Origin of the sequence: Nocardiopsis yanglingensis (assembly GCF_045809185.1) — a bacterium.
Taxonomy (GTDB): Bacteria; Pseudomonadota; Gammaproteobacteria; order Xanthomonadales; family Xanthomonadaceae; genus Stenotrophomonas; species Stenotrophomonas yanglingensis.
On sequence record NZ_JBJNRH010000001.1, the window covers coordinates 472696 to 498276 of the forward strand.

Below are 25581 nucleotides of genomic sequence, written 5' to 3' on the forward strand. Positions count from 1 at the left end.
CACCCCTGCTGGATAGCCGCCACGCATGAATCCGATTGTCCGCTGGTTCCACCAACTCGGTTCGCCCCCCACGTTCGACCGATTCGCTGCCCGCTGGTCGCGGGTGTTCTACCTCGCGGCGGTGCCGGTGCTGCTGGTCGGCATGTGGCAGGCGCTGCTGGTGGTGCCGCCGGAAGCCAAGCAGCTGGACAGCTTCCGCATCCTCTACATCCACGTGCCCAGTGCCTGGATGAGCCTGTTCGTGTTCGCGCTGATGGCGCTGTATGCCGCCATCGCCCTGATCTGGCGGATCAAGGTCTGCGAGATCCTGGCCATGGCCTGTGCACCGATGGGTGCCGGCTTCACCCTGATCACCCTGTTGACCGGCAGCATCTGGGGCAAGGGCACCTGGGGCACCTGGTGGGACTGGGACCCGCGCATGACCAGCGAACTGGTGCTGCTGTTCCTGTACCTGGGCGTGATCGGCCTGTACCACGCCATCGAGGACCGCCGCAGCGCTGCACGCGCAGCCGGCCTGCTGGCCATCGTCGGAGTCAGTCTGCTGCCGGTGATCCGCTATTCGGTGGACTGGTGGGGCGGCCTGCACCAGCGCCAGTCGATCAACGTCTTCGGTGAATCGGCGATCAGCAGCGCGATGATCGCGCCACTGTGGTGGATGGTGATCGGCACCAAGTTCTGGTTCGCCGGCTCGGTGCTGGCCAAGGCCCGCGCCGACAATCTCGACCGCGAGGCCGGCAAGGCCTGGGTCGGTGGCCGCGTCGATGCCGAACGCCCGGCCCGGGAGGCCCAGCCATGACCCACCTGCCCTATGTGATCGGCGCCTACGCCGTGTTCGTGCTGGTGCTCAGCGCCGATGCCATCGGTTCGTGGCTGCGGCTGCGTGTGGCACGCCGGCTGGCACTGGCCCGCCAGCAACGGCAGCAGACCCGCGCCGGCAGGCAGGACGCAGCGGCGCCGTTGTCGACGGAGCTGGAACGATGACCCCGGTACAGCGTCGCCGCCTGGTGTGGGTGCTGCTGGCCCTGCTTGCCTCCGGTCTGGCCACCGCGCTGGTGGCGATGGCGCTGGAGCGCAACATCGCCTACCTGTACACGCCTTCGGAAGTGCTGCGCGGCGATGTCGATGCGCAATCGCGTTTCCGTTTGGGCGGCATGGTGGTGAAAGGCTCCTTCAACCGACCGGTCGGCTCGCTGGAGGCACGCTTTGAAGTGACCGACGGCGACGCGCAACTGGCGGTGACCACGTCGCGGATCCTGCCGGACATGTTCGCCGAAGGCACGGCGGTGGTCGCCAGCGGCCGACTGCAGGACGGCACTTTCGTCGCCGACGAGGTGCTTGCGAAACACGATGAGAAGTACGTGCCGAAGGAAGTGGCCGACAAGATGGGCGACGCCCATCGCAAGCACGACGTGCCGGTGACGGCACCCGAGGTGCGCTGAGTGCTGCCCGAACTGGGTCAGATCCTGCTGCTGTGCGCGTTGCTGGCCTCGCTGCTGCAGGCCGGCCTGCCGCTGGTCGGCGCGCATCGCAGCAACACGGCGTGGATGGCGGTGGCACGACCTGCCGCGTTCGCGCAGCTGCTGCTGGTCGCCGGCGCGTTCGCCGTGCTCACCGCCGCGTTCGTGCAGCAGGACTTCTCGGTGCGCTACGTGGCCGAGAACTCCAATTCGCTGCTGCCGATGATCTACCGCTACTCGGCGGTCTGGGGTGCGCATGAGGGCTCGCTGCTGATGTGGGCGCTGGTGCTGGCACTGTGGACCGGCGCGGTGGCGCTGTTCTCGCGGCACCTGCCTGCACCGGTACAGGCGCGCGTGCTGGCGGTGATGGGCGTGATCAGCGTCGGCTTCCTCGCCTTCCTGATCTTCACCTCCAATCCGTTCCTGCGCCTGAATCCGGCGCCGCTGGAAGGCCGCGACCTCAACCCGCTGCTGCAGGACCCGGGGCTGATCATCCATCCGCCGATGTTGTACATCGGATACGTGGGCTTCGCCGTTCCGTTCGCATTCGCGGTGGCAGCCCTGCTGGAGGGGCGCATCGATGCGCGCTGGCTGCGCTGGACGCGGCCGTGGACCAACGTCGCCTGGGGCTTCCTCACCCTGGGCATCGCGCTGGGCAGCTGGTGGGCCTATTACGAGCTGGGCTGGGGCGGCTGGTGGTTCTGGGACCCGGTGGAAAATGCCAGCTTCATGCCCTGGCTGGTCGGTGCGGCATTGATCCATTCCCAGGCCGTCACCGAGAAGCGCGGCACGTTCGGAAGCTGGACCCTGCTGCTGGCGATCGCCGCCTTCGCGCTGTCGCTGCTCGGCACCTTCCTGGTCCGCTCCGGTGTGCTGACCAGCGTGCATTCGTTCGCTGCAGATCCTTCGCGCGGCCTGTTCATCCTGGTGTTCCTGTCGGTGCTGGTCGGCGGCAGCCTGCTGCTGTACGCGCTGCGTGCCAGCCAGCTGAGCGTGGACGCCGACGATCCGCGCCGTGGCTTCACCGCCACCTCGCGCGAGACCCTGCTGCTGGCCAACAACCTGCTGCTGGCCACCGCCTGCGCGATGGTGCTGCTCGGCACGCTGTACCCGCTGCTGGCCGATGCGCTGTCGCTGGGCAAGATCTCGGTCGGCCCGCCCTACTTCGGCAGTCTGTTCCTGCTGCTGATGGCACCGATGATCCTGCTGCTGCCGTTCGGCCCGCTGGTGAAGTGGCAGCGCGACCAGCCTTCGCGCGCGTTCGCGCTGCTGGCACCCTGGCTGGGGCTGGCGGTGCTGCTGGGCGCGCTGGCCTGGTGGCAGGCGCCGCAGAATGGCTGGAAAGCCGGTCTTGGTGTAGCCGCCGCGGCCTGGGTCGGGTTCGGTACCGCACGCTTCGTCTGGCAGCGACTGCGCGGCAATGGCCGCTTCACCGCCGAAATGCTCGGCATGATCGTCGCCCACGCCGGCATTGCCGTGTTCCTGGCCGGCGCGCTGCTGGTGGAAGCCTTGAACGTGCAGCGCGAAGTGGCGCTGGCGCCGGGCCAGCAGCTGGTGGTCGGCCGTCACGAAGTGCGCTTCGAGGGCGTGGATCATCGCGAAGGTCCCAATTTCATCGCCGATCGAGGCCATCTGCGGGTGTTCCGCGGCGGCCGCGAACTGGCGCTGCTGCACCCGGAGAAGCGCCAGTACGCCAGCGGCGGCCAGGTGATGACCGAGGCCGGCATCGATGCACGCTTCGACGGCGATGTCTACGTGGCATTGGGCGAGCCGCTGGGCAACAATGCATGGGCGGTACGGGTGCACATCAAGCCGTTCGTGCGCTGGATCTGGCTGGGCGCGCTGCTGATGGCCCTGGGCGGATTCATCACCGCCGCCGACCGCCGTTTCCGTCGTCCGTAGGAGTTCCCATGTCCGAGTCCCCCGCCCCGCGCCCCTCCCGCCCGCTGCCGCCGGTAGCCATCGTGATCGGCGTGCTGTTCTTCTTCGGCCTGCTCGGGCTGATGATCTACGGGGTGATGAAATCGGGTGATCCGCAGCGCGACGTACTGCCGTCGGCGCTGATCGACAAGCCGGCACCGGCGTTCGCCCTGCCGGTGCTGCACGACCCGGAAATGATCGTGCACAGCGATGACCTGCGCGGCGCGCCCTACCTGCTGAACGTGTGGGGCAGCTGGTGCGCGGCCTGCCGCGAGGAACACCCGGTGCTGACCCGGTTCGCCGAGAGCAAGCGCGTGCGCGTGATCGGCTACAACTGGAAGGACGACCCGACCGACGCGCTGCACTGGCTGGAACAGCTGGGCAACCCGTTCATGGTGGTGCTCAGCGACGTCGAGGGCCGCACCGCGATCGACTGGGGTGTGACCGCCGCACCGGAGACCTTCCTGGTCGATGGCAGCGGCATCGTGCGCTGGAAGTACAGTGGCGCGATGACCCAGCGCGTGGTCGACGAGAAGCTGATCCCGGCGCTGCAGAAGATCGAGAAGGCCCAGGCCAGTGCCGGCAACACCCTGCATACGGCGCCCTGAGCCCATGCGCTGGCTGCTGGCGCTGCTGCTCCTGATGCTGCCGCTGGCCGCGCTGGCCCAGCAGCCGCTGCACGATCCGCGGCCGCTGCAGTTCCGCGATGGCGCCGAAGAGCGCCGCTTCCACGACCTGGCCGCGCAGCTGCGCTGCGTGCAGTGCCAGAACCAGTCGCTGGCCGATTCCAACGCGCAGATCGCCCAGGACCTGCGCCGCGAGGTGCTGCAGCTGATGCAGCAGGGCCACGACGACGCACAGATCAAGCAGTTCCTGGTCGCCCGCTACGGTGAGTTCGTGCTCTACCAGCCGCCGTTGCAGCCGGGTACCTGGCTGCTGTGGGGCGGCCCGCTTCTGGTATTGGGTGCGGGCGCACTGGTGGTGCTGGGGATCGTCCGCCGCCGTGGCCGCGCGGTCGCCGCCGTGCCGGCCAGCAAGGCCGATGAGGGAGACGGATGGTGAGCCATTGGCTGCCGATGCTGGCCGGGCTGGTGGCCGCGCTGATGGCGGCGCTGGTGCTGTGGCCACTGCGCCAGCATGGGCGCCGCGGTTTCGTGGTGGGCGTGCTCGCACTGGGAGTGGCCGGTGCCTGCCTGTATCTGCTGGTCGGTGATCCGCGTGCAGCACAGGTACAACCGACGCCATCGGTAGCCACCCTGCGCGATGGCGTGCAGGCCCTGCAGGATGCACTGAAGCGCGACCCGCAGCGGGCTGATGGCTGGGCGCTGCTGGGCCGGTCGCAGGCCGAGCTGGGCAATGTCTCGGCCGCGGCAGACGCCTTCGCGAGGGCCGCCGCTCTCGCCCCGGAAGACCCCGGCGTGCTGGTGGAAGCCGCGCAGGCGCGCGCGCAGGCCGATGCCGGAAAGCAGTTCGATGACACCGCGATGGCCTGGTTGCAGCAGGCACGTGCACAGGCACCCGATGCCGAGCGCGCCAGCTGGTTGCTGGGCATCGCCCTGCGCCAGCGCGGAAAGAATGCCGAGGCCGCTGACGTGTGGGGCGCCCTGTTGCCACGGCTTGAGCCCGGTGCCGCGCAGGCGCTGCAGGCACAGATCGCCATCGCCCGCGAGGCCGCCGGCCAGGCACCCGATGCTGCCGCTGCGGCGCCACCAGCGCTGCTGCAGGTGCGTGTGCAGCTGCCTGCGCTGAAGAACGCCGAGTGGCCCGCCAGCACCCAGGTATTCGTACTGGCCCGCGCGGTGGGCGGACCGCCGATGCCGGTGGCCGCGCGCAAGCTGCCCTTGGCCGGTTTCCCGGCCACGCTCGGGCTGGGCGACGGTGACAGCCCGATGCCGACCGCACCGCTGTCGGCCCATCGTGAGGTGGAAGTGCTGGCACGCATCTCGCGCAGCGGCAGCGCCAACCGCAGCGAGGACGATCTGCAGAGCACGCCAGTGAAGGTCAGCCTGCCGCATGAGGGCGTGGTGGAGCTGCGGTTCCCCTGACCTGTAGAGCCGAGCCCATGCTCGGCTGCCCAATGCCAGGAACGCCACGGGGGCCCAGCCTGGGCTGCGCGCGCCAGTAGATCCACGCCATGCTTGGATACGGGCACCGATGGAAACCAGCATGTCGCCAGCTCCACATGCGGCCCCGCTAGAATGACTGCATGACCGAATTCATCCCGCCCGGCACCCGCTTCCATGCCCTGCCCTCGCCCTTCCCGTTCAAGCGCGGCGGCGCCCTGCACGGTGCGCGCGTGGCCTACGAAACCTGGGGAACGCTGGCCGCTGACGCCAGCAACGCGATCCTGATCGTGACCGGCCTGTCGCCGGATGCACACGCCGCGGCCAATGACGCCAACCCCGCAGCGGGCTGGTGGGAAGGCATGGTCGGTCCCGGCAAGCCGATCGATACCGACCGCTGGTACGTCGTGTGCGTGAACTCGCTGGGCAGCTGCAAGGGTTCGACCGGCCCCGCTTCGCTCAACCCGGCCACGGGCCAACCGTATCGCCTCGACTTCCCCGAGCTGTCGATCGAAGACGGCGCACGCGCCGCGATCGAAGTCGTGCGGGCACTGGGCATCGAGCAGCTGGCCTGTGTGGTCGGCAATTCGATGGGCGGCATGACCGCGCTGGCCGTGCTGATGCTGCAACCGGGCATCGCGCGCAGCCACGTCAACATTTCTGGTAGTGCGCAGGCGCTGCCGTTCTCGATCGCGATCCGTTCACTGCAGCGCGAGGCAATCCGTCTTGATCCGCGCTGGAATGGCGGTCGCTACGACGATGCGGAATACCCCGAGTCCGGTATGCGCATGGCGCGCAAGCTGGGCGTGATTACCTACCGCTCGGCACTGGAATGGGATGGCCGTTTCGGCCGCGTGCGGCTGGATTCGGACCAGACCGACGACGATCCGTTCGGCCTCGAATTCCAGGTGGAAAGCTATCTGGAAGGCCACGCACGGCGTTTCGTGCGCTTCTTCGATCCGAACTGCTACCTGTACCTGAGCCGTTCGATGGACTGGTTCGATCTGGCCGAGTACGCCGATGGCGATGTGCTGGCCGGCCTGGCGAAGATCCGGGTGGAAAAGGCGCTGGCGATCGGCGCCAACACCGACATCCTGTTCCCGGTGCAGCAGCAGCAACAGGTCGCCGATGGCCTGCGCGCCGGCGGTGCCGATGCCCGCTTCATCGGCCTGGAATCGCCACAGGGCCACGACGCCTTCCTCGTCGATTTCGAGCGTTTCGGTCCGGCCGTGCGCGGCTTCCTCGACGCACTGTAAGTGGCGTGGCGGCGTAATCTCGCGCTGGCCGCATTCGGCGCGCTGACCGCCTTGATGATCAGCGGTGTGCTGCCGCTGTGGCTGGGTGGCTGGTGCCTGCTGGCCAGCGCGGTGTCGTTCGGGCTGTATGGCCACGACAAGCGCGCGGCACAGCGAAAGCAATGGCGGATTCCCGAGCGCACCCTGCAGCTGCTGGCCTTCGCCGGTGGTTGGCCCGGTGCGCTGCTGGGCCAGGCGCTGTTCCGCCACAAGCACCGCAAAGCCGAGTTCCAGTGGGTGTTCTGGCTGTGCGTGCTGGCCAACGTCGCGTCGATCGCGGTGATGCTGCGCGAGTTCTCGCGGTAATCGTTCGAATGGGTAGATCCACGCCATGCGTGGATGTGCCGACCAAGGTCGGCATCTACCGAAGCACTTCGCGCTCCAACACCCCATCACGCAACCGGTACTGCGCATCCACCACGCCGTCGGGCAGTTCGTCGTGGGTGATCATCAGCAGGCTGCGTCCCTCCAGCAACCCGGAAAGGTCCTGCAGCAACGCACGTGCGGTATCCACGTCCAAGCCTTCGGTCGGTTCGTCCAGCAGCAGGATCGGCGCATTGCGCAGCAGGGCGCGCGCCAGCGCCAGACGTCGTGCCTGGCCGGCCGACATCGTCGCGCCGTTCTCGCCCACCCAGGTCTGCAGGCCACCGTTGCGCTCGGCCCATTCGCCCAGGCGCACGCGACGCAACACCGCCCACAACGCTGCGTCACTGGCGTCGGAATCACCCAATCGCAGGTTCTCGGCCACGCTGCCGGCAAACACCGGCGCGTTCTGCGGCAGCCACGCCAGTTGCCGGTGCCAGTCGGCCTGGGCGAAATCACGAAGATCGCGGCCGCCGTAGGTCAGCCGTCCCTGCTGCGGATCCCATAGCCGCAGCAGCAGGCTCGACAGGGTGGTCTTGCCACTGCCGCTGTCACCGCGAATCGCAATGCGCTCGCCCGGCGCCAGGGTCAGCTGCAGGCCGGACAACACCGGCCGCACGGCACCCGGCCACTGGAAATGCACGTCATCCCAATGCACGCGCGCCGCCTGCGGCACCGGCTGCGGCGCCTGCGGATCCTCCACCGTCGGCGGTTGCTCGACAATGGCCTGCAGGCGATCGGCGGCGATGCGCCCGGACTGCAGCGACTGCCAGGCCAGGCCCATGCCCGCCCACAGCTCGATCAGCGCCACGGTCAGGAACACGAGGCCCGCGGCCATCTCCGGCGCGATGCGCTGTTGTTCGGCGGCGTGCAGCGCCAACGCCAGCATCGCCACCAGCCCCAGCCCGGCGACCAGGCCGTGCAGGGTCGAGGCCGCGATCAGGCGCCAACGCCGACGACGATCACGCGAGGCCAGCTGCTTGGCGGCCACGCGCACCTTCAGCTGCCAGGCCGCATCGGCATGCAGCGCGGCCAGATCACCGGCCCCTTCCAGCCCTTCGAACGCGGCGGTACGCAGTGCGGCACGATGCGCGGCACGATCGGCCTCTTCGTCGTCATGGCCACGCACGCCCAGCCACGGCACGCCGAAGGCGATCAGCAGCGCCAGCACCGCCAGCAGCACCGCTGCCGCGGGCAGGATCAGCGCTGCCGAGGCGACCGCCACCACTGACAGCGCACCCAGCGCCACCAGCGGCCCGATCGCACGCACCAGCAGTCCATCCACTTCGCCGATGTCCCCCAGCAGCCGCGCCAGCAGCTCGCCGGTACGCGTGGCCCCCAATCGTGCCGGCGCCAATGGCAGCGCGCGGCGGAAGAACCACACGCGCAGGTCGCGGGCGATGCGCAGCGTGGCATCGTGGCCGACCAGCTTTTCGAAGTAGCGCGACACGATGCGCGCCATGGTCAGGCCACGGATGCCGGCCGAGGGTGAGAAGAAGTTGAAGCCCTGGCCGAGACCGGCCGCACCGGCCAGCGCAGCCGCCGTGAGGAAACCACCGGACAGGCCGAGCAGCGCCGTGCCGGCCAGCATCGTGGTCCACAGCAGCAGCATGGTCAGCAACAGGCGCGGTCGGTGGCGCAGGAACACCGCGCGCAGCGAATCAGGCGAACGGCTCATGCGCGCACCGCCTGTGCCGGCTCGACCAGTCGGCCTTCCGGCAACAGCAGGCAACGGTCAGCCCACGCGATCACCGCCGGGCTGTGGGTGGCGACCACCACGCTGCGCCCGCGTGCATACGCGGCCAGGCTGCGCAGCAGGGCCGCTTCGGTATCGGCATCGAGGAATGCGGTGGGCTCGTCCAGCAGCAGCACCTGCGGATCACGCAGCAACAGGCGGGCCAGGCCGATGCGGCGGGCTTCGCCACCGGACAGGCCGAAGCCGCGCTCGCCGATCACCGTGTCCAGCCCCTGCGGCAGGCGCTGGGCAAACTGCAGGACCTGCGAGGCCTCGGCCACCGCGCGCAGCCGCGCATCGCTGGCACCGGGATCGGCCAGGCGCAGGTTGTCGGCGATGCTGCCGTGGAACAGGTAGGGGCGTTGGCTGGCATAGGCCACCTGCACGCCGGGCCGCAGCTGCAGCTTGCCGGCACGCGGCGGCAACCAGCCGGCCAGCGCCTCCAGCAGCGTGCTTTTGCCGGACCCACTGGGACCGACCAGGGCCAGGCGCTGGCCCGGCTCCAGCAGCAGGTCCAGATCCTGCAGCACATCCTGCGGCGCACCCAGCGGGCGCAGCACCAGCCCTTGTGCCTGCAACGGCGGCAGGGCGGCCTCGGCCGGCTCCACCGCCAGCGGTGCAATCTCGTTTTCAATCAGGCCCTGCTCATCCGGCAGCGACTGCAGCAGGCGCTCCACTTCGGCGGCCGCGGCCAGTGCATTGGCACGATCGTGGTAGTGCGCGGCCAGCCGTCGCAGCGGCGCATAGAACTCCGGCGCCAGCAGCAGGCAGAACAGTCCCGCACCCAGCGTCGGCACCGCTGCATGCAGCGACATCATGCCCAGATAGCTCAGGCCCAGGTACAGCGCGACCATCGCCACGCTGACCGAGGCGAAGAATTCCAGCACCGTGGACGACAGGAACGCGATGCGCAGCACCTTCAGCGTGCGCACGCGCACGCCTTCGGCGGCGGCCTCGATGCCCTCCAGCTCGGCGTCACCGCGTCCATACAGGCGCAGCAGGCCCAGGCCCTTGATCCGGTCGGCGAAATGGCCGCTCATGCGCGCCAGTTCACCCAGCTGCGCGCGCCCGGCGGCTTCGGCGCCCCATCCCACCAGCATCATGAAGAACGGCACCAGCGGCGCGGTGAACAGCAGGATCAGCGCCACCACCCAGTCCACCCAGGCGACAGCGGCCAGGATCAGCAGCGGCACCACCACCACTTCGGTGCGCACCGGCAGGAAGCCGCTGTAATAGCTCTCGATTGCATCGCCGTGATGCAGCATCAGTTCGCCCAGCTCGCCGGTGCGTCGCTGGCGCAGCCACAGCGGTCCATGGCCAAGCAGGCGCGCGAACACACGCTCACGCAGTGCCAACCGCGCGGCATCGGCCACATCACCGGCAGCCGCCTGGGTGGCGCTGCCCAGCAGCGTACGCAGCACCAGGATCACGGCCAGTCCAGCGAGCACCGGCAGGCCCGACGCCAGCGGCGCGCGTTCCACCAGTACCGTCTGCACCAGCCAGGCAATGGCCGCTGCCTGGCCGATCAACAGCGCGCCGGACAGGCTGATGCACAACGCGGCCAGACGCTGGCGACCTCGAGCGGAGCGCGCAAGATCGGCCAGCCAGGCCGTGCGGGCACGCCGCTGGCGGGCGGTTTCAGCTTCCGGGGACAGGCCGTCAGGGGTCGTTTCGGCAGCGCTCAAGAGGTCTTCACAGGCAACGGGGGAGACACGGCATTGTAGGCGCAGGCAATAGCCCGCCCCTGCGGCCGGCGGTCGCAGTCTTCATCAGGTTCGCATACGATCCCTTCGCACACCTGTTCATACATTGATCTGGATCAAGGCTGTTTGAAGTAGTCGGTCACATCATTCACGTCGTAGACCACCCTTCCCGCCACCTGCAACGGCACTATCCAACGAGGTAGCCAGGCCATGATTGATCAGACAGTCGTAGAACTGTCGCGGCTGCAATTCGCGCTGACCGCGATGTACCACTTCCTATTCGTACCGCTCACCCTCGGCCTGTCCTTCATGGTGGCCATCATGGAGAGCGTGTACGTGATGACCGGCAAGGAGATCTGGCGCAGGATGACCCTGTTCTGGGGCGTCCTGTTCGGCATCAACTTCGCCATGGGCGTCGCCACCGGCATCGTCATGGAATTCCAGTTCGGCATGAACTGGTCCTACTACAGCCACTACGTGGGTGACATCTTCGGTGCACCGCTGGCCATCGAAGGCCTGATGGCGTTCTTCCTGGAAGCCACCTTCGTCGGCCTGTTCTTCTTCGGCTGGAACCGCCTGACCAAGGTCAAGCACCTGATGGTGACCTGGCTGATGGCGCTGGGCACCAACCTGTCGGCGATCTGGATCCTGATTGCCAACGGCTGGATGCAGAACCCGACCGGCGCGGTGTTCAACCCGGAAACCATGCGCATGGAAGTCGTCGACTTCATGGCCGTGGTGTTCAACCCGGTGGCGCAGGCCAAGTTCGTGCACACCGTCAGCGCCGGTTACGTGACTGGTGCGGTGTTCGTGATGGCGATCAGCGCCCTGTTCCTGCTGCGCAACAAGCACAAGGACCTGGCCCGTCGTTCGTTCGCCGTGGCCGCAGCCTTCGGCCTGCTGTCGTCGCTGTCGGTGGTGGTGCTGGGTGACGAGAGCGGTTACGCCGCCAGCGAACACCAGAAGATGAAGCTGGCCGCGATCGAAGCGATGTGGGAGACCGAGCGTGCACCGGCCGACTTCACCGCCTTCGGCATCCCGAACCAGGAAACCCACCAGAACGACTACGCGGTGAAGATCCCGTACCTGATGGGCCTGATCGCCACCCGTTCGTTGAACCAGCCGATTCCGGGCATCCTGGAACTGGTCGAGCGCGCCGAACACCGCGTGCGCGGCGGCCAGCTGGCCTACGGTGCGCTGGAACGCCTGCGCGCGAACAAGAACGACGTTGAAGCGCGCGAGATGTTCGACCGCCACTGGCAGGACCTGGGCCATGGCCTGCTGCTCAAGCGCTACCGCGATGACATCCTCAACGCCACCCCGCAGGAAATCTCGCAGGCGGCGATGGACACCGTGCCGCGCGTGATGCCGCTGTTCTGGACCTTCCGCGTGATGGCCGGCCTGGGCTTCTACCTGATCGCCTTCTTCGCGCTGGCCTTCTACTACTCCTGCCGCAACAACTTCCAGGACAAGCGCTGGTTCCTGCGCCTGGCCCTGTGGACGCTGCCGGCACCGTGGATCGCAATCGAATGTGGCTGGTTCGTGGCCGAATACGGTCGCCAGCCGTGGGCGGTCGACGGCGTGCTGCCGACCTTCTATGCAGCATCGGGCCTGGCCCTGCATGAAATCGTGCTGACCCTGGCCGGCTTCACCGCGATCTACACCGCGCTGATCGTGGTCGAGATCAAGCTGATGCTCAAGGCGATCCGCAAGGGTCCGGACGAGGTGCTGCCGTCGCTGCAGTCTCCCCAGCCGCATGCTTCCCACAATGCCTCGGCGCCGGCCGCCGGCCAGGCCTGAGGCAGGAGAACCAAGATGGATTTCATTCTTCTGGACTACACCACGCTGCGCGTGATCTGGTGGCTGCTGCTCGGCATCCTGCTGATCGGTTTCGCCGTGATGGATGGTTTCGACCTGGGCGTAGGCACCCTGCTGCCCTTCGTCGCCCGCAACGATGACGAGCGCCGGCTGGTGATCAACACCATCGGCCCGGTCTGGGAAGGCAACCAGGTATGGCTGGTGCTCGGTGGCGGTGCGATCTTCGCCGCCTGGCCGCCGCTGTATGCGGTCAGCTTCTCCGGGTTCTACCTGGCGATGTTCGTGATCCTGTTCGCCCTGATCCTGCGTCCGGTCGGCTTCAAGTTCCGCAGCAAGATGCCCAGCGAACGCTGGCGCAACACCTGGGACTGGGCGCTGTTCATCGGTGGCTTCATCCCGGCGCTGATCATGGGCGTGGCAGTGGGCAACGTGGTGCTGGGCGTGCCGTTCCACTTCGATGACAGCATGCGCATCTTCTACACCGGCTCGTTCTTCGGCCTGCTGATGCCCTTCGCACTGCTGGCCGGCCTGCTCAGCGTGTCGATGCTGGTCGCCCACGGTGCAGCCATGCTGGTGCTGAAGACCGATGGCCCGGTGGCCGAGCGTGCGGCCCGCTTCGGCAGCATCGCCGCGGTCATCGCCTTCGTGCTGTTCGCCGTCGGTGGCGCCTGGGTGGCCTTCGGCCTGCCGGGTTACCAGATCACCTCGCAGGTGGTCACCGATGGCGCCACCAATCCGCTGCTGAAGACCGCCGAACTCGGCGCCGCCGGTGGCTGGATGCGCAACTACAGCACGATGCCGGCCACGATCCTGGCCCCGCTGCTCGGCCTGGCCGGCCTGCTGGCCAGTGCGGTGCTGCTGCGTGCCCGTCGCGGCGGCCTGGCCTTCATTGCCTCCGGTGCGGCAATCGCCGGCATCATCCTGACCGTCGGCTTCGCCATCTTCCCGTTCCTGCTGCCGTCCTCGAGCCAGCCCACCTCCAGCCTGACCGTGTGGGATGCCTCGTCCAGCCACCTGACCCTGTGGATCATGCTGCTGGCCACGGCGGTGTTCCTGCCGATCATCATCGGTTACACCACCTGGGTGTACCGCGTGCTGAAGGGCAAGACCACCACCGAAGAGATGGGCAACAACCCGAACGCGTATTGATCGCTTGCATGTGTGCCGACCAACGGTCGGCACCTACCCGGAATGAAGGAGACTGATCATGTGGTATTTCGCCTGGATTCTCGGCGCCGGCCTCGCCTCGACGGTGGCCATCCTCAACGGCATGTGGTTCGAAGCCCGCGAGCAGAACCGCATCGAGAAAGAAAATCGTCGCTGAGCTGTAAAAAAACCTTGCCGCCTTGGCCTTCACACGGTATCTTAGGCGGCTCCTTCGGGGTGTAGCTCAGTCTGGTAGAGCGCTACGTTCGGGACGTAGAGGTCGCAGGTTCGAATCCTGTCTCCCCGACCACTCAAGTGGTCGCATTGAAGCCTGGTGAAGTCGTCCAGGCTTTTTTGTTCCCTGAAGTGGCACTGCTTCGGCAGTGTGAAGAAAACGGCATTTACCCCTTGCCGCCATCGGGGTAAATCGCTAGAATAGGCGGCTCCCTTCGGGGTGTAGCTCAGTCTGGTAGAGCGCTACGTTCGGGACGTAGAGGTCGCAGGTTCGAATCCTGTCTCCCCGACCACTTCGGTGGTCACCAAGAAGCCTGGAAGACATCACTGTCCTCCGGGTTTTTTTGTACCAAGCGCCAGGCCACCCGCATGACGGGACCTTGCCAGGCAGCGCACGTACAATGGCCGCGCTGCCGGCCCACCTGCAGCCCCCACCCCCACCTGCCGCTTCGGCGTAGACCGATGCCGGCGCTGCATGCCACCACGTCGGCGTGCGACACCTGCAAGGACCACCGATGAGCTCCTCCACTTCCGATTCGCCGTCGCTGCTGCACGGCCGTGTCCTCGCGTTTGCCGCGATCCTGCTGGCAGCGGTCAACCTGCGCACCGCGGTCACCTCGATCACCCCGCTGCTGGACGTGCTCGGCCAGCAGTTCGGCTTCGGCACCACCATGACCGGCGTGCTGGGCATGCTGCCGACCGCCTCGTTCGCGCTGTTCGGCGTGGCCACGCCGGCACTGGCGCGGCGCCTCGGGCTGGAGCGCACCACGCTGCTGGCAATGGTGATGGCGATGGCCGGCCTGCTGCTGCGCTCCAGCGCCGGCAACGTCGGCACGCTGCTGCTCGGCTCGGTGGTGGCACTGGCCGGCATGGGCATCGGCAACGTGGTGGTGCCGCCGCTGGTGAAGCGCTACTTCGCCAACAAGGTCGGCACCATGAGCACGCTCTACATCAGCGTGCTGCAGCTGGGCACGATGCTGCCGGCGCTGCTGGCGGTACCGGTGGCCAACGCCGCAGGCTGGCGCGTGTCGCTGGGCATGTGGGCGCTGCTGGCGCTGGCTGCCGCACTGCCGTGGCTGGTGCTGGCTACGCGCGCGCCGAAGCCGCAGACCGACGCGTCCGATCCGACCGCGCAGCCGCACGGCAAGGTCTGGCGCACGTCGCTGGGCTGGAGCATGACGCTGATGTTCGGCATGACCTCGCTGATGACCTATTCGATGTTCACCTGGCTGCCGCGCATCGTGGTCGAGGCCGGTGGCACGCCAGCGTTCGGTGGCGTGATGGTCGCCGTGTTCTCGGCGCTGGGCCTGCTGCCGTCGCTGGTCATTCCATCGATGGCGGTGCGCCTGCAGAACCCGTTCCCGCTGGTGCTGATCGGCTTCTTCTCGTTCGTGATCGCCTTCACCGGCCTGCTGCTGGCACCGATGAAGGCGCCACTGCTGTGGGCCTGCCTGCTCGGCGTCGGCCCGTCCACCTTCCCGCTGGCGCTGACCCTGATCAACCTGCGCACCCGCACCCCCACCGGCTCGGCGGCGCTGTCCGGGTTCATGCAGGGCGTGGGCTACAGCTTCAGCTGCCTGGGGCCTTTCCTGGTCGGCTGGCTGCACACCGTCAGCGACGGCTGGACGATCCCATTCAGCTTCCTGTTCGGCTGCGCCACCCTGATGCTGTGCGCCTCGTGGGTGGCCTGCAAGCCACGCAAGCTGGAAGATCTCTGGTGATCATCCGGGGCCGCCTGCCGGCCCCGACCATCGCCCATCAGCCTTCACGCGCATTTTGACGCCGGGCTGACAATTCCGGGCGGATAGTGCCCACGAATGCCCAACCTTGCCGCGTGCCGGCAACGGGCATGGGGGCGGCATCGCCGCCCGGGCCACCACTCGGTGTGCGGGGGACTCTCGTTTCAGACAAGACATTGCAGGTCGCTGTCCCGGTTCCGCCCATCCCTGCTGGATGGGAGTTCGCGAGGGGAGTGACGCAGGCCACGGCCATCCCAACATCTGGCATGTGATGTGCGTCACATTTTTCAGGTTGTCTGGTTCGGAAGCCAAGGGGGTCCCCAATGGTTGTCCACCGCCGGCTGGCGCTCTGCGTCGGCCTTGCCTGCACCGCCCTGGCCTGGGCCGCCAGCGCTGCCCCGCCCGACCGCGAGGCGGCCCTGACCGAGATCGGCCGCTACCGCGACCAGGCCCGCTGGCTGGATGCCCTGGGCGCAATCGAACGCGCGAGCCAGCAGCAACCCAACGACGACCTGCTGTTCAAGCTGCGCGTATTGACGCTGGGCGACATCGGCAACGCCTGGCGCGCCTGGGAGCTGTACCAGCAGCGCCCTCAGCTGTTCGACGCTGCACAGAAGCAGCGCCTGGAAGGCGACTACCTGGCCAAGCTGGTGGTCTGGAGCCTGGCCTACAGCAGCAGCGAGGACAGCCGACTGGAAGAGGCCGAATCGACGCTGGCGCGCATGCAGCGCTACCTTGGCGGTGAAGGTACGCCATCCGCACAGGCTCCCCTGCGCATCCGCATGGACCGCCTGATCCTGCTCAACCGGCTGGGCCGCCATGCGCAGGTTCGCGAGGAAGCACGGACACTGCAGGCCGAAGGCCATGCCCTGCCCGACTACGTGCTGCCTGCAGTGGGCGATTCGCTGATGGGCACCCTGCACCCCGAGGAAGCCATTCCGGTGCTGCAGGCCGCGGTGGCCGGTGACCCGACACGCGATGCCTCGCATTCGGAACTGGCCTACGCCTACCTGGAAAGCGAACAGCAGGAAAAGGCCATCGACCTGCTGCAGGCATGGCGTGACAAGGAGCCGGCCTGGCGCTGGAGCAACGGCAAGTCGCCCTACGCGAACTGGTCGCGCTACGAGGCCGACCTCAACCTGGCGATGGTGCGCGCCTACAGCGGTGACCTGCACACCGCGCAGCACGACCTGGAGTCGATGGTGGACATCGCACCCGGCAACGGGGGACTGCAGAGTGCACTGGGCAGCGTCTACATGATGCGCGGCTGGCCACGCAGGGCGCTGCAGCGCCAGCAGATGGCGCACGCGCTGGACCCGCGTGACATCGAACCGCGACTGGGCATGGAAGAGGCCTACGTCGCCCTGCAGCGCGACGACCTGGCGCGGCCGCTGCACGATGACCTGGTCGCGCGCTATCCCACCCAGCCGGCGGTCGAACGCATGGACCAGGCCTGGCGTGCGCATCGCGGCTGGCAGCTGAAGGCATGGACCGACATCGGCCACAGCTCCGGGGGCGGTGGCACCTCGCCACTGGGCAACAACGATCGCCACTACGGCGTGGAAGTGGAGACGCCGATCCTTGATGACCGCTGGCGCTTGTTCGCCCTCGCCGACCGGCGTTCGACCGACTTCCAGGACCAGCGCATCGATCCGTTGTGGCTGGGCGCGGGCGTACGCTACCGCTTCGGGCGGCTGGATGCAGAAGCAGCCGTACTGCGCGCCAACGACCACATCGGCGATACCGGCCTGCGCGCTGGTGTCGGCTGGCAGTTCAACGATTACTGGCATGCCGGCGTGGTGGCCGCGCGCAATGATCCGGACGCCTCGATGCAGGCGCGCGCGGCCGGCATCACCGCCGACAGCGTGAGCGCGCAGGTGGACTACCGGCGCAGCGAGCTCACCCACTGGATGTTCGGCGCCAGCCGCTTCCGCTACGACGATGGCAACCATCGCGAGCTGTTCAGCGCCAGCCTGGAACAGCGCCTGCTGACCCGCCCACGCTGGTTGGTCGATGGCCTGGCCAGTGCCTATACCAGTCGCGGCAGCCGCGATGATGCGCCCTACTTCAACCCGAAACGCGACCGCATGGTCGAGATCGGCCTGCGCATCGACCAGCAGTTGTGGCGGCATTACGAGCGACACTTCCGGCACCGGCTGACCGTCTCGCTGGGCGACTACTGGCAGGATGGCTTCGGCAGCGCACTGGTGCCGTCGGTGTCCTACATGCACGAGTGGCAGCTGGGCCCCGGCCGCGTGTTCGAGTACGGCGTGCGCTGGTCACGGCCGGTCTACGACGGCCATCGCGAGCGTCATATCGGCTTCGAAGCCGCACTGCGCTGGGGAGACTGACATGGCCCGCATCCTGCGACTGATCGTGCTCCTGCTGCTGGCCAGCGTGCCGCCGGCGTTCGCGCAGCAACCCCTGCATCTTGATGCGATCGACAACGGCCTGCTGATCCTCAGCTACCACGACATCCGCGACCAGGTGGCCGCCAAGGGCGATGCCGATACCTATGCGGTGAGCACGCAGAACTTCGCCGCGCACCTGGACTGGCTGGGCGCGCATGGCTACCACCCGGTCTCGCTGTCGCAGGTCATCGAAGCCTCGCAGGGCCGTGCCACGCTGCCACCGAAACCGGTGCTGCTGACCTTCGACGATGGCCTGCGCAGCGTCTACGACAAGGCCTTCCCGCTGCTGCAGGCCTACCACTACCCGGCCCTGGTGGCGGTGATCACCGACTACGTGGACATGGCACCGGCGCGCACCATCGACTACGGCTACCGCCCGTTCGGCCACGATGATTTCGTCACCTGGGCGCAGCTGAAGCAGATGCACGACAGCGGCCTGATCGAAGTGGCCAGCCATACCGACGACCTGCACCACGGCGTGCTCGCCAATCCACAGGGCAATTCCACGCCCGCCGTGGTCACCCGCATCTACACCCCCGCCACGCACAGCTACGAAAGCGAGGCGCAGTATGAGCAGCGCCTGCGCACCGATCTTGCACGCAGCGTGCAGCGCATCGAACAGCATCTCGGCGTGCGCCCGCGCGCCATCGTCTGGCCGTACGCGGCCTACAACCAGTTGAGCAACGACATCGCCGAGCAGCTGGGCATGCCGGTCTCGTTCGACCTGGAAGGCCGCAGCACCCCGGTGGCCAGCGACCTGCACGGGCTGGCGCGGTTCCTGGTGAGCGACAACCCGACGGTGGAAGGCCTGGCCTATGAACTGCGCCGTGACGTGGCGCTCGATGGCATCCGCGCCCTGCAGATCGACCTGGACGATATGTATGACCCGGATCCGGCGCAGCAGGCACGCAATCTCGATGCATTGATCGAGCGGGTCAAGCGCATCGCGCCGACCCATGTCTATCTGCAGGCCTTCGCCGACCCGGACGGCAACAACACCGCCGATGCGCTGTATTTCCCGAACCGGCACATGCCGATGCGGGCGGACCTGTTCAGCCGCGTCGCCTGGCAGCTGAAATCCCGCGCCGGCGTGAAGGTCTACGCGTGGCTGCCGGTGCTCGGCTTCGAGCTGCCCGACCCCGTGCAGCGCAAGGCGCTGGCGATCCGCAATGGTGATGCCGACGGCATGTACCGGTTGGATTTCACCAACCCGAAGGCCAGGCAGATCATGCTCGACATCTACGAGGATCTGGCGGTCAATTCCTACTTCGAAGGCCTGCTGTTCCATGACGATGGTTACCTGCGCGACACCGAGCTGCCCGCCCTGGCGGCCGGTGAAGATGGCAGCGCACGTACCCAGGCCCTGATCGACTTCACCCTGGCCCTGCGCGACAGTGCGCAGCGCTGGCGGCCGAAGCTGGCCACGGTGCGCAACCTGTATGCCGAGCCGGTACTCCGCCCGCAGAGTGAAGCCTGGTTCGCGCAGCGCCTGGACCTGTTCAACAAGGCCTACGACCAGACTGCACTGATGGCGATGCCGTGGATGGAAGGCAGCAAGCATCCGGAACGCTGGCTCGACCAGCTTCTTGCCGCAGTGCGCGCGCACGACCCGCAGCTGCAGCACACGCTGTTCGAGCTGCAGACCGTCGATTGGCGCAACGGGCAGCCGATTCCCGCCGAGCGCCTGCGTGCGCAGATCCGCCAGCTGCAGGCGCAGGGTGTGCACCACTTCGCCTGGTATCCGGACGACTTCATCGCCGACCAGCCCTCCACCCGCGATGCCCGCGCGGCGATGTCCGCCGGCAACTTCCCGTACCCGGAGAAGTGACATGGACATGCATCCGCTGCTGCAGGTCCTGTTCCAGTTCGCCTTCTACTACCCGATGGTGATGGCGTTCTTCTGGATGTCGGGCGGCCTGTATTACTACTTCCGGCGCGAACGCCATTCGCGTCCACGCAACGACCCGCCGCTGATGGTCGATCCACCGTTCGCGAGCCTGCTGATTCCCTGCCACAACGAATCGGAAAACCTGGACGACACGCTCGGTGCGGCATTGGCACAACGCTATCCAGCCGACTATGAAGTGATCGCCATAGACGACGGCAGCAGCGACGACACCGGTGCCCGGCTGGACGTGTTGGCGGCGAAGCATCCCCGACTTCGCGTGCTGCACCTGGACCGCAACCTGGGCAAGGCCAATGCGCTGCGCATGGGTGCACTCGCCGCGCGCTCGGAATACCTGGTGTGCATCGACGGCGACGCGATGCTGGAAGAGCACGCGCTGCACTGGATGATCTGGCACCTGGTCAGCGGCAACCGGGTCGGCGCGGTGACCGGCAACCCGCGCATCCGCAACCGCTCCACCCTGCTTGGTCGCCTGCAGGTGGCGGAGTTTTCCTCGATCATCGGCATGATCAAGCGCGCGCAGCGGGTGTACGGGCGCATCTTCACCATCTCCGGGGTGATCGCCGGCTTCCGACGCACCGCCCTGCACCAGGTCGGCTGGTGGTCGGATGACATGGTGACCGAGGACATCGACATCAGCTGGCGCCTGCAGCGCGCGCACTGGGACATCCGCTACGAACCCAACGCGCTGTGCTTCATCCTGATGCCGGAGACACTCAAGGGTCTGTGGCGGCAGCGGCTGCGCTGGGCCCAGGGTGGCGTGGAGGTGATGCTGCGCCACGCCCGCTCGCTGCTGCACTGGAAGGAGCGGCGCATGTGGGGCGTACTGCTGGAGTACGTACTGAGCGTGATCTGGGCCTACACCATGTTGTTCATCGTGCTGCTGTGGGCACTGGGCAAGTTCATCGAACTGCCGCCGCAACTGCATATCGCCAGCCTTTTGCCAGAGTGGCATGGCGTGATCCTGGCCCTGGTCTGCCTGCTTCAGTTCGCCAGCAGCCTGATCATCGATCGTCGTTACGAAACACAGATTGGACGCAACTATTTCTGGGTCATCTGGTACCCGATGGCGTACTGGCTGATCAGCCTTTCCACCACCCTGGTGGCACTGCCGAAGACGCTGCTGCGCCGTCGCAGCAAGCGTGCCACCTGGACCAGTCCCGACCGGGGGATCCGATGAACGCACAACACCCGTCCAACCGCTTCGACTCGCGGATGATCCGCAAGCCACACCATCAACCGCGCTTCCAGCGCACTGCCTGGGGATTTGTCACACTGGCGTTCTGGGGCTTTTACTTCTATCTGTGGGCACCCTTGGTCACCTTGCTCTCGTGGCTGATCGGTGGCCAGCTCGCCTGGCGGCAGCTGTACGAACGGCAAAGCCAGTTCGACCCCTATGTGCTGGTGGCGTTGCCACTGATGCTGCTGTGCGCCAGCGTGCTGCTGATCGGCTGGGCCGAGTACAACCGCGCGCGCTTCCGTGGCCGCGACCGGCGCCTGCCGCGGCCGTTGGCCAGCCTCAATGAAGTGGCCGCCGACCTCGGGGCCAGCACCGGGCTGGCCGAGCGGCTGCTGGGCTGCAAGGCCGCCACGCTGCACATGGACGATCACGCGCGGCCGATCGGCATCCGCCGCGAGGTGGTGTAACTCGATTGCCCTGGGTGCCGACCTTGGTCGGAACTTGCTTTGGTAGATGCCGGCCTTGGTCGGCGTTCTCTCTGGTGGGTGCCGACCTTGGTCGACACCGCGGTCTACCGCGAAGAGCATCCACGCATGGCGTGGATCTACTTGCGCGTCTGCCCTTCACCGCGCACGACAAATCGTTCGACGGTGAGCGCTTCCAGGCCCATCGGGCCGTAGGCGTGCAGGCGCGTGGTGGAAATGCCGATCTCACTGCCCAGGCCCAGCTGGCCACCATCGGAGAAACGCGACGAAGCGTTGACCATCACCACCGCCGAGCGCAGTGCGTTGACGAAGCGCTCGGCGTGGCTGGCGTCTTCGGTGGCGATCACTTCGGTGTGGTCGGAGGTATAGGTGCGGATGTGCGCGATGGCCGCATCAAGATCATCAACCACGCGCACCGCCAGTACCAGATCGAGGAACTCGGCGGCGTAGTCGTCTTCGGTGGCCAACGTGCTGCCCGGCAGCAGCGGCTGCGCCATTGCATCGGCGCGCAGCTGCACGCCGCGCTCACCGAGCGCTTGTGCCACGCGCGGCAGGAACGCCTCGGCCACATCGCGGTGCACCAGCAGGGTCTCCAGCGAATTGCAGGCTGCAGGGCGGCTGCACTTGCCATCCACCAGCAGGTCAATGGCCTTGCCGAGGTCGGCGCTGGCATCCACGAACAGGTGGCAGACACCCTTGTAGTGCTTGATCACCGGCACCCGCGCATGCTCGGCAACAAAGCGGATCAGGCCCTCGCCGCCGCGCGGAATCGCCAGATCGATCAGCGCATGCAGCTGCAGCAGTTCCAGCATCGCTTCGCGGCGCAGGTCGGTCAGCACGGTCACCGCAGCCGGCGGTACGCCGTTGGCCTTCAATGCGCCGGACAGCGCCTGGGCGATGGCGGTGTTGGAGTGGATCGCCTCGGAACCACCGCGCAGGATCACGCCATTGCCGGCCTTCAGGCACAGGGCGGCCGCTTCGGCGGTCACGTTCGGGCGGGCTTCGTAGATCATCGCGATCACGCCCAGCGGCACGCGCACCTTCTGCACCCGGATGCCGTTTGGACGCACATCGTCGCGGGTGATCTGGCCGACCGGATCGGGCAGCGCGGCGACCTCACGCACGGCTTCGGCCATCGCGAACAGGCGTGCCGGGTCCAGCGCCAGGCGGTCGAGCATGGCACTGCCAACGCCCTTGTCGCGCGCGGCAGCAAGGTCCCGCGCATTGCCGGCCAGGATCAGCCCGGCATTCACTTCCAGTGCCTGCGCCATTGCCAGCAGCAGCGTGCGCCGCGCCGCGCTGTCGAGGCCGGCAACGATCTGCGCCGCATCGCGGCAGGCGCGCACCTGCGCTTCGATTTCGCTCATCGGGGTGTCCTTCAAACCGTTCATGGCAGTACCAGGTCATCGCGATGGACGACGCTGCCGCCGTAGTTGTAGCCGAGCACGGCCTGGATGTCGCGCGAATGGTGGCCGGCGATCCGGCGCACGTCATCTGCGGCGTACTGGCTGACGCCGCGGGCGACACAGACACGCCCCTGCGGCGCGATCCAGCACACCTGCACCATGTCACCGCGGCGGAACGCGCCCTCCGCACCTGTGATGCCACCGGGCAGCAGCGAGGCGCCCTTCTCGCGCATGGCCTGTGCCGCACCGGCATCGATCACGATCGCGCCTTCGGCCAGCGGTGCATGCCGCAGCCAGTGCTTGCGGGCCGCCTCGCGGCTGCGCGCGGCGTGGATGCGGGTACCGAACAGGCGGTCCTGCGCCAGTGCACGCACCACGTCGCTGCTGCGGCCGTTGAACAGGTAGGTCTCGATGCCGAGACGACCGGCCTTGGCCGCCGCCTCAAGCTTGGTCCGCATGCCGCCGGTACCGGCGCGCGAACCTGCGCCGCCGGCCATCGCCAGCACATCGTCACTCAGCTCCGGCACGTCGTGCAACGGCCGTGCGTCGGCCACGCTGCGCGGGTCCGCGCTGTACAGTCCGTCGATGTCGGTGGCGATGAACAGCGCATCGGCATCGACCAGCGCCGCCACGGTGGCGGCCAGGTTGTCGTTGTCGCCGAGCTTGAGCTCGTCCACCGACACGGTGTCGTTCTCGTTGACCACCGGCAGCGCGCCCAGCCGCAGCAGCTCGCTGAGCGTGGCGCGTGCATTGAGATAGCGGCGGCGGTTGCGCAGGTCGTCGTGGGTCAGCAGCACCTGCGCCACCGGGCGCTCGAAGAAGCGCTGCCAGAGCCCGATCAGCTGCGCCTGGCCCAGCGCTGCCAGGGCCTGGCGTGCGGCCATCGCCGCGCCGGGCTCGTCGGCGCGCGGCAGGATCGCGCGCCCGGCAGCGACCGCGCCGGACGACACGATCACCACCTCGCGTCCGGCCAGCACGTTGGCCGAGACGAACTGTGCCAGGCCCAGCGCGTGGCGTGGCGACAGGCCGCCGCTATCGGCTGCCAGCAGGCTGCTGCCGACCTTCAGCACCGCACGCCGCCAGGGTGGCAGCGCTTGTTCGGGGAACGGCGAGGCGACGTTGGCGGCATGCAGGGTCATCGGTCAGGGCCTCAGCGGGTATTCCATTCGTGCACGGTCAGGTCGGAGGCCTGCATCGTCACCAGCGGATCGGTGGCGACGATGGCCTGCGCGTGAGCCAGGCTGTCCACGTTGCACAGCACATAGGCTCCACCGCTGCCGTCGGCGAAACCACCGGTCAGCTGCAGCTTGCCCTGCGCCTGCAACGCGTCGAGGAAATCGCGGTGCGGCTGCACCGCTGCATCGTTGAAGTCCGGCCGGCGCATCGCCAGCACCAGGTAGACGGTGCCCGCCATCAGGACAGCGCCTGCCAGCGCGTGCGCAGCTCGTCCAAGCGCAGGTCGGCGGCCGAACCGGGCGACACGCGGGCGGCCAGGCTGCCTTCCGGGGTACGCCCCTGCCCTGCGCTGTCGGCGCCGGCCGCCGCAGCCTTGTAGGCCTCACGGAACGGCACACCGGCCACGGCCGCTTCCACCGCCACGTCGGTCGCATACATGCCCGAGTCGATCGCTGCGCGCAACCGGTCGTCACGCCACTCCAGATTGGCCAGCAGCGCCGGCAGCAGTTCCAGCGCGGCCAGGCCACGGCCGAAGCCGTGGAAGATGGCGCCCTTGGACGACTGCAGGTCGCGGTGGTAGCCCGACGGCAGCGACAGCAACTGCTCGATCTCGGTGCGTGCGGCGGCGACGCTGGCGTGGGTCGCACGCATCAGTTCGATCACGTCCGGGTTGCGCTTGTTGGGCATGATCGAGCTGCCGGTGGTGTACTGCGCCGGCAGCGCGACGAAACCGAACTCGGCGCTGGTGAACAGCGACAGATCCCAGGCAATGCGGCGCAGGTCCAGCGTGGCACCGCCGAGGGCTTCCAGCGCAGCCAGTTCGAACTTGCCGCGCGACAGCTGCGCATAGATCGGCGAGATCTGCATGCGGGCGAAACCGAGCGCGGCCGTGGTGTGCTCACGGTCCAGCGGCAGGTTCACACCGTAGCCGGCAGCCGTGCCCAGCGGGTTGGCATCGACCAGCGCGTGGGTATCACGCGCACGCACGGCGTTGTCGATGAAGGCCTCGGCCCAGCCGGCCCACCACATGCCCGCCGAGGACACCACGGCGCGCTGGATGTGGGTGTAGCCGGGAATCGGCAGGTCCTTCTCGGCCTGCGCGCGGTCCAGCGCAACCTTGGCCACTTCGGCGCTGAGCTGGGCCACGCGTTGCAGCTTTTCCTTCAGCCACAGGCGGGTGGCAACCAGGATCTGGTCATTGCGGCTGCGGCCGGTGTGGATCTTGCGGCCGGCATCGCCGAGGCGTTCGGTCAGGCGCGCTTCGATCGCCGAGTGGCCATCTTCGTACTGCGTATCAAGCACGAAGCGGCCCTCGCGGAAGTCCTGCGCCAGCACGTCAAGCTCGCGCAGCAGGCCGGCCAGCTCGTCGGCGCTGAGGATGCCGATGTGCTGCAGGCCCTGCGCATGCGCGGCGCTGGCGGCGATGTCATGCAGGAAGAACTCGCGGTCGAGGATCACGTCGTCGCCGGCGAGGAAGGTCTGGATCTGGGCGTCGACGGCGACGCCGGGCTTCTGCCAAAGAAGGTCTGCCATGAGGGCTCCGG

Annotated in this window: 23 protein-coding genes and 2 tRNA genes; 19 read left to right on the forward strand and 6 right to left on the reverse strand. The window is 67.7% G+C overall.

Going from position 1 to position 25581, the window contains the following annotated elements:
• Positions 1-25 precede the first annotated feature (25 nt).
• The 9 genes from ccmC (at position 26) to ACJ7C5_RS02245 (ending at position 7041) form a co-directional block, all read left to right on the forward strand.
• Complete coding sequence (ccmC, locus tag ACJ7C5_RS02205; RefSeq protein ID WP_087923100.1) at positions 26-796, forward strand: heme ABC transporter permease CcmC; 771 nt, start codon at positions 26-28, stop codon at positions 794-796.
• Complete coding sequence (locus tag ACJ7C5_RS02210; RefSeq protein WP_088026569.1) at positions 793-981, forward strand: heme exporter protein CcmD; 189 nt, start codon at positions 793-795, stop codon at positions 979-981. Before ccmC ends, ACJ7C5_RS02210 begins: the two co-directional genes overlap by 4 nt.
• Complete coding sequence (ccmE, locus tag ACJ7C5_RS02215) at positions 978-1439, forward strand: cytochrome c maturation protein CcmE (RefSeq protein WP_014647764.1); 462 nt, start codon at positions 978-980, stop codon at positions 1437-1439. The genes ACJ7C5_RS02210 and ccmE overlap by 4 nt, the downstream gene beginning before the upstream one ends.
• Positions 1440-3359, forward strand: a complete 1920-nt coding sequence (locus ACJ7C5_RS02220) for a heme lyase CcmF/NrfE family subunit (protein ID WP_412702936.1) — start codon at positions 1440-1442, stop codon at positions 3357-3359. It begins immediately after the preceding gene.
• A gap of 8 nt (positions 3360-3367) precedes the next feature.
• A complete protein-coding gene (locus ACJ7C5_RS02225) occupies positions 3368-3985 on the forward strand; it encodes a DsbE family thiol:disulfide interchange protein (protein ID WP_014037838.1) in 618 nt (205 codons plus the stop codon).
• Between the two features lie 4 nt (positions 3986-3989).
• Positions 3990-4439: a cytochrome c-type biogenesis protein gene (locus ACJ7C5_RS02230; protein ID WP_412702937.1), complete on the forward strand. Its 450-nt coding sequence runs from the start codon at positions 3990-3992 to the stop codon at positions 4437-4439.
• Complete coding sequence (locus ACJ7C5_RS02235; protein ID WP_412702938.1) at positions 4436-5422, forward strand: tetratricopeptide repeat protein; 987 nt, start codon at positions 4436-4438, stop codon at positions 5420-5422. The genes ACJ7C5_RS02230 and ACJ7C5_RS02235 overlap by 4 nt, the downstream gene beginning before the upstream one ends.
• Positions 5423-5583: 161 nt before the next feature.
• On the forward strand, positions 5584-6696 hold the full coding sequence (metX, locus tag ACJ7C5_RS02240; RefSeq protein WP_412702939.1) for a homoserine O-acetyltransferase MetX: 1113 nt from the start codon (positions 5584-5586) through the stop codon (positions 6694-6696).
• Positions 6697-7041 carry a DUF1294 domain-containing protein gene (locus tag ACJ7C5_RS02245; RefSeq protein WP_135966624.1) on the forward strand — a complete coding sequence of 115 codons (345 nt, stop codon included), beginning with the start codon at positions 6697-6699 and terminating at the stop codon, positions 7039-7041. It begins immediately after the preceding gene.
• 55 nt (positions 7042-7096) lie between these two features.
• Here ACJ7C5_RS02245 and cydC read toward each other — a convergent pair whose 3' ends face one another.
• The gene (gene cydC, locus ACJ7C5_RS02250; protein WP_412702940.1) at positions 7097-8776 is read right to left on the reverse strand and encodes a thiol reductant ABC exporter subunit CydC; all 1680 of its coding nucleotides are present in this window, start codon (positions 8774-8776) and stop codon (positions 7097-7099) included.
• A complete protein-coding gene (gene cydD, locus ACJ7C5_RS02255) occupies positions 8773-10518 on the reverse strand; it encodes a thiol reductant ABC exporter subunit CydD (protein ID WP_412702941.1) in 1746 nt (581 codons plus the stop codon). The genes cydC and cydD overlap by 4 nt, the downstream gene beginning before the upstream one ends.
• A 228-nt stretch (positions 10519-10746) precedes the next feature.
• On the opposite strand from cydD, the gene ACJ7C5_RS02260 reads away from it, so the two are divergent.
• From ACJ7C5_RS02260 to pgaD, 10 genes are all read left to right on the forward strand, one after another.
• Positions 10747-12336, forward strand: coding sequence for a cytochrome ubiquinol oxidase subunit I (locus ACJ7C5_RS02260; RefSeq protein ID WP_071229725.1), 1590 nt, complete (start codon positions 10747-10749; stop codon positions 12334-12336).
• A 15-nt stretch (positions 12337-12351) separates the two neighbouring features.
• Positions 12352-13503, forward strand: a complete 1152-nt coding sequence (gene cydB / locus ACJ7C5_RS02265) for a cytochrome d ubiquinol oxidase subunit II (RefSeq protein ID WP_412702942.1) — start codon at positions 12352-12354, stop codon at positions 13501-13503.
• A 58-nt stretch (positions 13504-13561) separates the two neighbouring features.
• Positions 13562-13678, forward strand: coding sequence for a cytochrome bd-I oxidase subunit CydX (gene cydX / locus ACJ7C5_RS02270; RefSeq protein ID WP_005410354.1), 117 nt, complete (start codon positions 13562-13564; stop codon positions 13676-13678).
• A 55-nt stretch (positions 13679-13733) separates the two neighbouring features.
• Positions 13734-13810 (forward strand) — tRNA-Pro (locus ACJ7C5_RS02275).
• A 140-nt stretch (positions 13811-13950) separates the two neighbouring features.
• Positions 13951-14027, forward strand: a tRNA-Pro gene (locus ACJ7C5_RS02280).
• A 222-nt stretch (positions 14028-14249) separates the two neighbouring features.
• Positions 14250-15455 (forward strand): CynX/NimT family MFS transporter, encoded by a 1206-nt coding sequence (locus tag ACJ7C5_RS02285; RefSeq protein ID WP_093999907.1) that lies wholly within the window; start codon positions 14250-14252, stop codon positions 15453-15455.
• A gap of 341 nt (positions 15456-15796) precedes the next feature.
• Positions 15797-17824 carry a poly-beta-1,6 N-acetyl-D-glucosamine export porin PgaA gene (pgaA, locus tag ACJ7C5_RS02290; protein ID WP_412702943.1) on the forward strand — a complete coding sequence of 676 codons (2028 nt, stop codon included), beginning with the start codon at positions 15797-15799 and terminating at the stop codon, positions 17822-17824.
• A gap of 1 nt (position 17825) precedes the next feature.
• The gene (pgaB, locus tag ACJ7C5_RS02295; RefSeq protein ID WP_412702944.1) at positions 17826-19712 is read left to right on the forward strand and encodes a poly-beta-1,6-N-acetyl-D-glucosamine N-deacetylase PgaB; all 1887 of its coding nucleotides are present in this window, start codon (positions 17826-17828) and stop codon (positions 19710-19712) included.
• A 1-nt stretch (position 19713) separates the two neighbouring features.
• Positions 19714-20970, forward strand: coding sequence for a poly-beta-1,6-N-acetyl-D-glucosamine synthase (pgaC, locus tag ACJ7C5_RS02300; protein ID WP_412702945.1), 1257 nt, complete (start codon positions 19714-19716; stop codon positions 20968-20970).
• The gene (pgaD, locus tag ACJ7C5_RS02305; RefSeq protein ID WP_093999903.1) at positions 20967-21437 is read left to right on the forward strand and encodes a poly-beta-1,6-N-acetyl-D-glucosamine biosynthesis protein PgaD; all 471 of its coding nucleotides are present in this window, start codon (positions 20967-20969) and stop codon (positions 21435-21437) included. Before pgaC ends, pgaD begins: the two co-directional genes overlap by 4 nt.
• Before the next feature lie 137 nt (positions 21438-21574).
• Here pgaD and ACJ7C5_RS02310 read toward each other — a convergent pair whose 3' ends face one another.
• Genes ACJ7C5_RS02310 through argH form a run of 4 tightly spaced genes read right to left on the reverse strand, consistent with a single transcriptional unit; the run spans position 21575 to position 25570 of the window.
• Positions 21575-22822: a glutamate-5-semialdehyde dehydrogenase gene (locus ACJ7C5_RS02310; protein WP_412702946.1), complete on the reverse strand. Its 1248-nt coding sequence runs from the start codon at positions 22820-22822 to the stop codon at positions 21575-21577.
• Positions 22823-22842: 20 nt separating this feature from the next.
• Complete coding sequence (gene proB / locus ACJ7C5_RS02315; RefSeq protein WP_412702947.1) at positions 22843-24000, reverse strand: glutamate 5-kinase; 1158 nt, start codon at positions 23998-24000, stop codon at positions 22843-22845.
• A gap of 11 nt (positions 24001-24011) precedes the next feature.
• The gene (locus ACJ7C5_RS02320) at positions 24012-24275 is read right to left on the reverse strand and encodes a YciI family protein (protein WP_412702948.1); all 264 of its coding nucleotides are present in this window, start codon (positions 24273-24275) and stop codon (positions 24012-24014) included.
• Entirely contained in the window at positions 24275-25570 is a 1296-nt protein-coding gene (argH, locus tag ACJ7C5_RS02325; RefSeq protein WP_412702949.1) for an argininosuccinate lyase, read from the reverse strand. The genes ACJ7C5_RS02320 and argH overlap by 1 nt, the downstream gene beginning before the upstream one ends.
• Positions 25571-25581: the final 11 nt, after the last annotated feature.

Excerpts from the sequence above, each read along its gene's own strand:
- ccmC (WP_087923100.1), top strand. The coding sequence starts at position 26 with ATGAATCCGATTGTCCGCTGGTTCCACCAACTCGGTTCGCCCCCCACG.
- ACJ7C5_RS02210 (WP_088026569.1), top strand. The coding sequence starts at position 793 with ATGACCCACCTGCCCTATGTGATCGGCGCCTACGCCGTGTTCGTGCTG.
- ccmE (WP_014647764.1), top strand. The coding sequence starts at position 978 with ATGACCCCGGTACAGCGTCGCCGCCTGGTGTGGGTGCTGCTGGCCCTG.
- ACJ7C5_RS02225 (WP_014037838.1), top strand. The coding sequence starts at position 3,368 with ATGTCCGAGTCCCCCGCCCCGCGCCCCTCCCGCCCGCTGCCGCCGGTA.
- ACJ7C5_RS02230 (WP_412702937.1), top strand. The coding sequence starts at position 3,990 with ATGCGCTGGCTGCTGGCGCTGCTGCTCCTGATGCTGCCGCTGGCCGCG.
- metX (WP_412702939.1), top strand. The coding sequence starts at position 5,584 with ATGACCGAATTCATCCCGCCCGGCACCCGCTTCCATGCCCTGCCCTCG.
- cydC (WP_412702940.1), bottom strand. The coding sequence starts at position 8,776 with ATGAGCCGTTCGCCTGATTCGCTGCGCGCGGTGTTCCTGCGCCACCGA.
- ACJ7C5_RS02260 (WP_071229725.1), top strand. The coding sequence starts at position 10,747 with ATGATTGATCAGACAGTCGTAGAACTGTCGCGGCTGCAATTCGCGCTG.
- cydB (WP_412702942.1), top strand. The coding sequence starts at position 12,352 with ATGGATTTCATTCTTCTGGACTACACCACGCTGCGCGTGATCTGGTGG.
- cydX (WP_005410354.1), top strand. The coding sequence starts at position 13,562 with ATGTGGTATTTCGCCTGGATTCTCGGCGCCGGCCTCGCCTCGACGGTG.
- ACJ7C5_RS02285 (WP_093999907.1), top strand. The coding sequence starts at position 14,250 with ATGAGCTCCTCCACTTCCGATTCGCCGTCGCTGCTGCACGGCCGTGTC.
- pgaA (WP_412702943.1), top strand. The coding sequence starts at position 15,797 with ATGGTTGTCCACCGCCGGCTGGCGCTCTGCGTCGGCCTTGCCTGCACC.
- pgaB (WP_412702944.1), top strand. The coding sequence starts at position 17,826 with ATGGCCCGCATCCTGCGACTGATCGTGCTCCTGCTGCTGGCCAGCGTG.
- pgaC (WP_412702945.1), top strand. The coding sequence starts at position 19,714 with ATGGACATGCATCCGCTGCTGCAGGTCCTGTTCCAGTTCGCCTTCTAC.
- pgaD (WP_093999903.1), top strand. The coding sequence starts at position 20,967 with ATGAACGCACAACACCCGTCCAACCGCTTCGACTCGCGGATGATCCGC.
- ACJ7C5_RS02310 (WP_412702946.1), bottom strand. The coding sequence starts at position 22,822 with ATGAGCGAAATCGAAGCGCAGGTGCGCGCCTGCCGCGATGCGGCGCAG.
- proB (WP_412702947.1), bottom strand. The coding sequence starts at position 24,000 with ATGACCCTGCATGCCGCCAACGTCGCCTCGCCGTTCCCCGAACAAGCG.
- ACJ7C5_RS02320 (WP_412702948.1), bottom strand. The coding sequence starts at position 24,275 with ATGGCGGGCACCGTCTACCTGGTGCTGGCGATGCGCCGGCCGGACTTC.
- argH (WP_412702949.1), bottom strand. The coding sequence starts at position 25,570 with ATGGCAGACCTTCTTTGGCAGAAGCCCGGCGTCGCCGTCGACGCCCAG.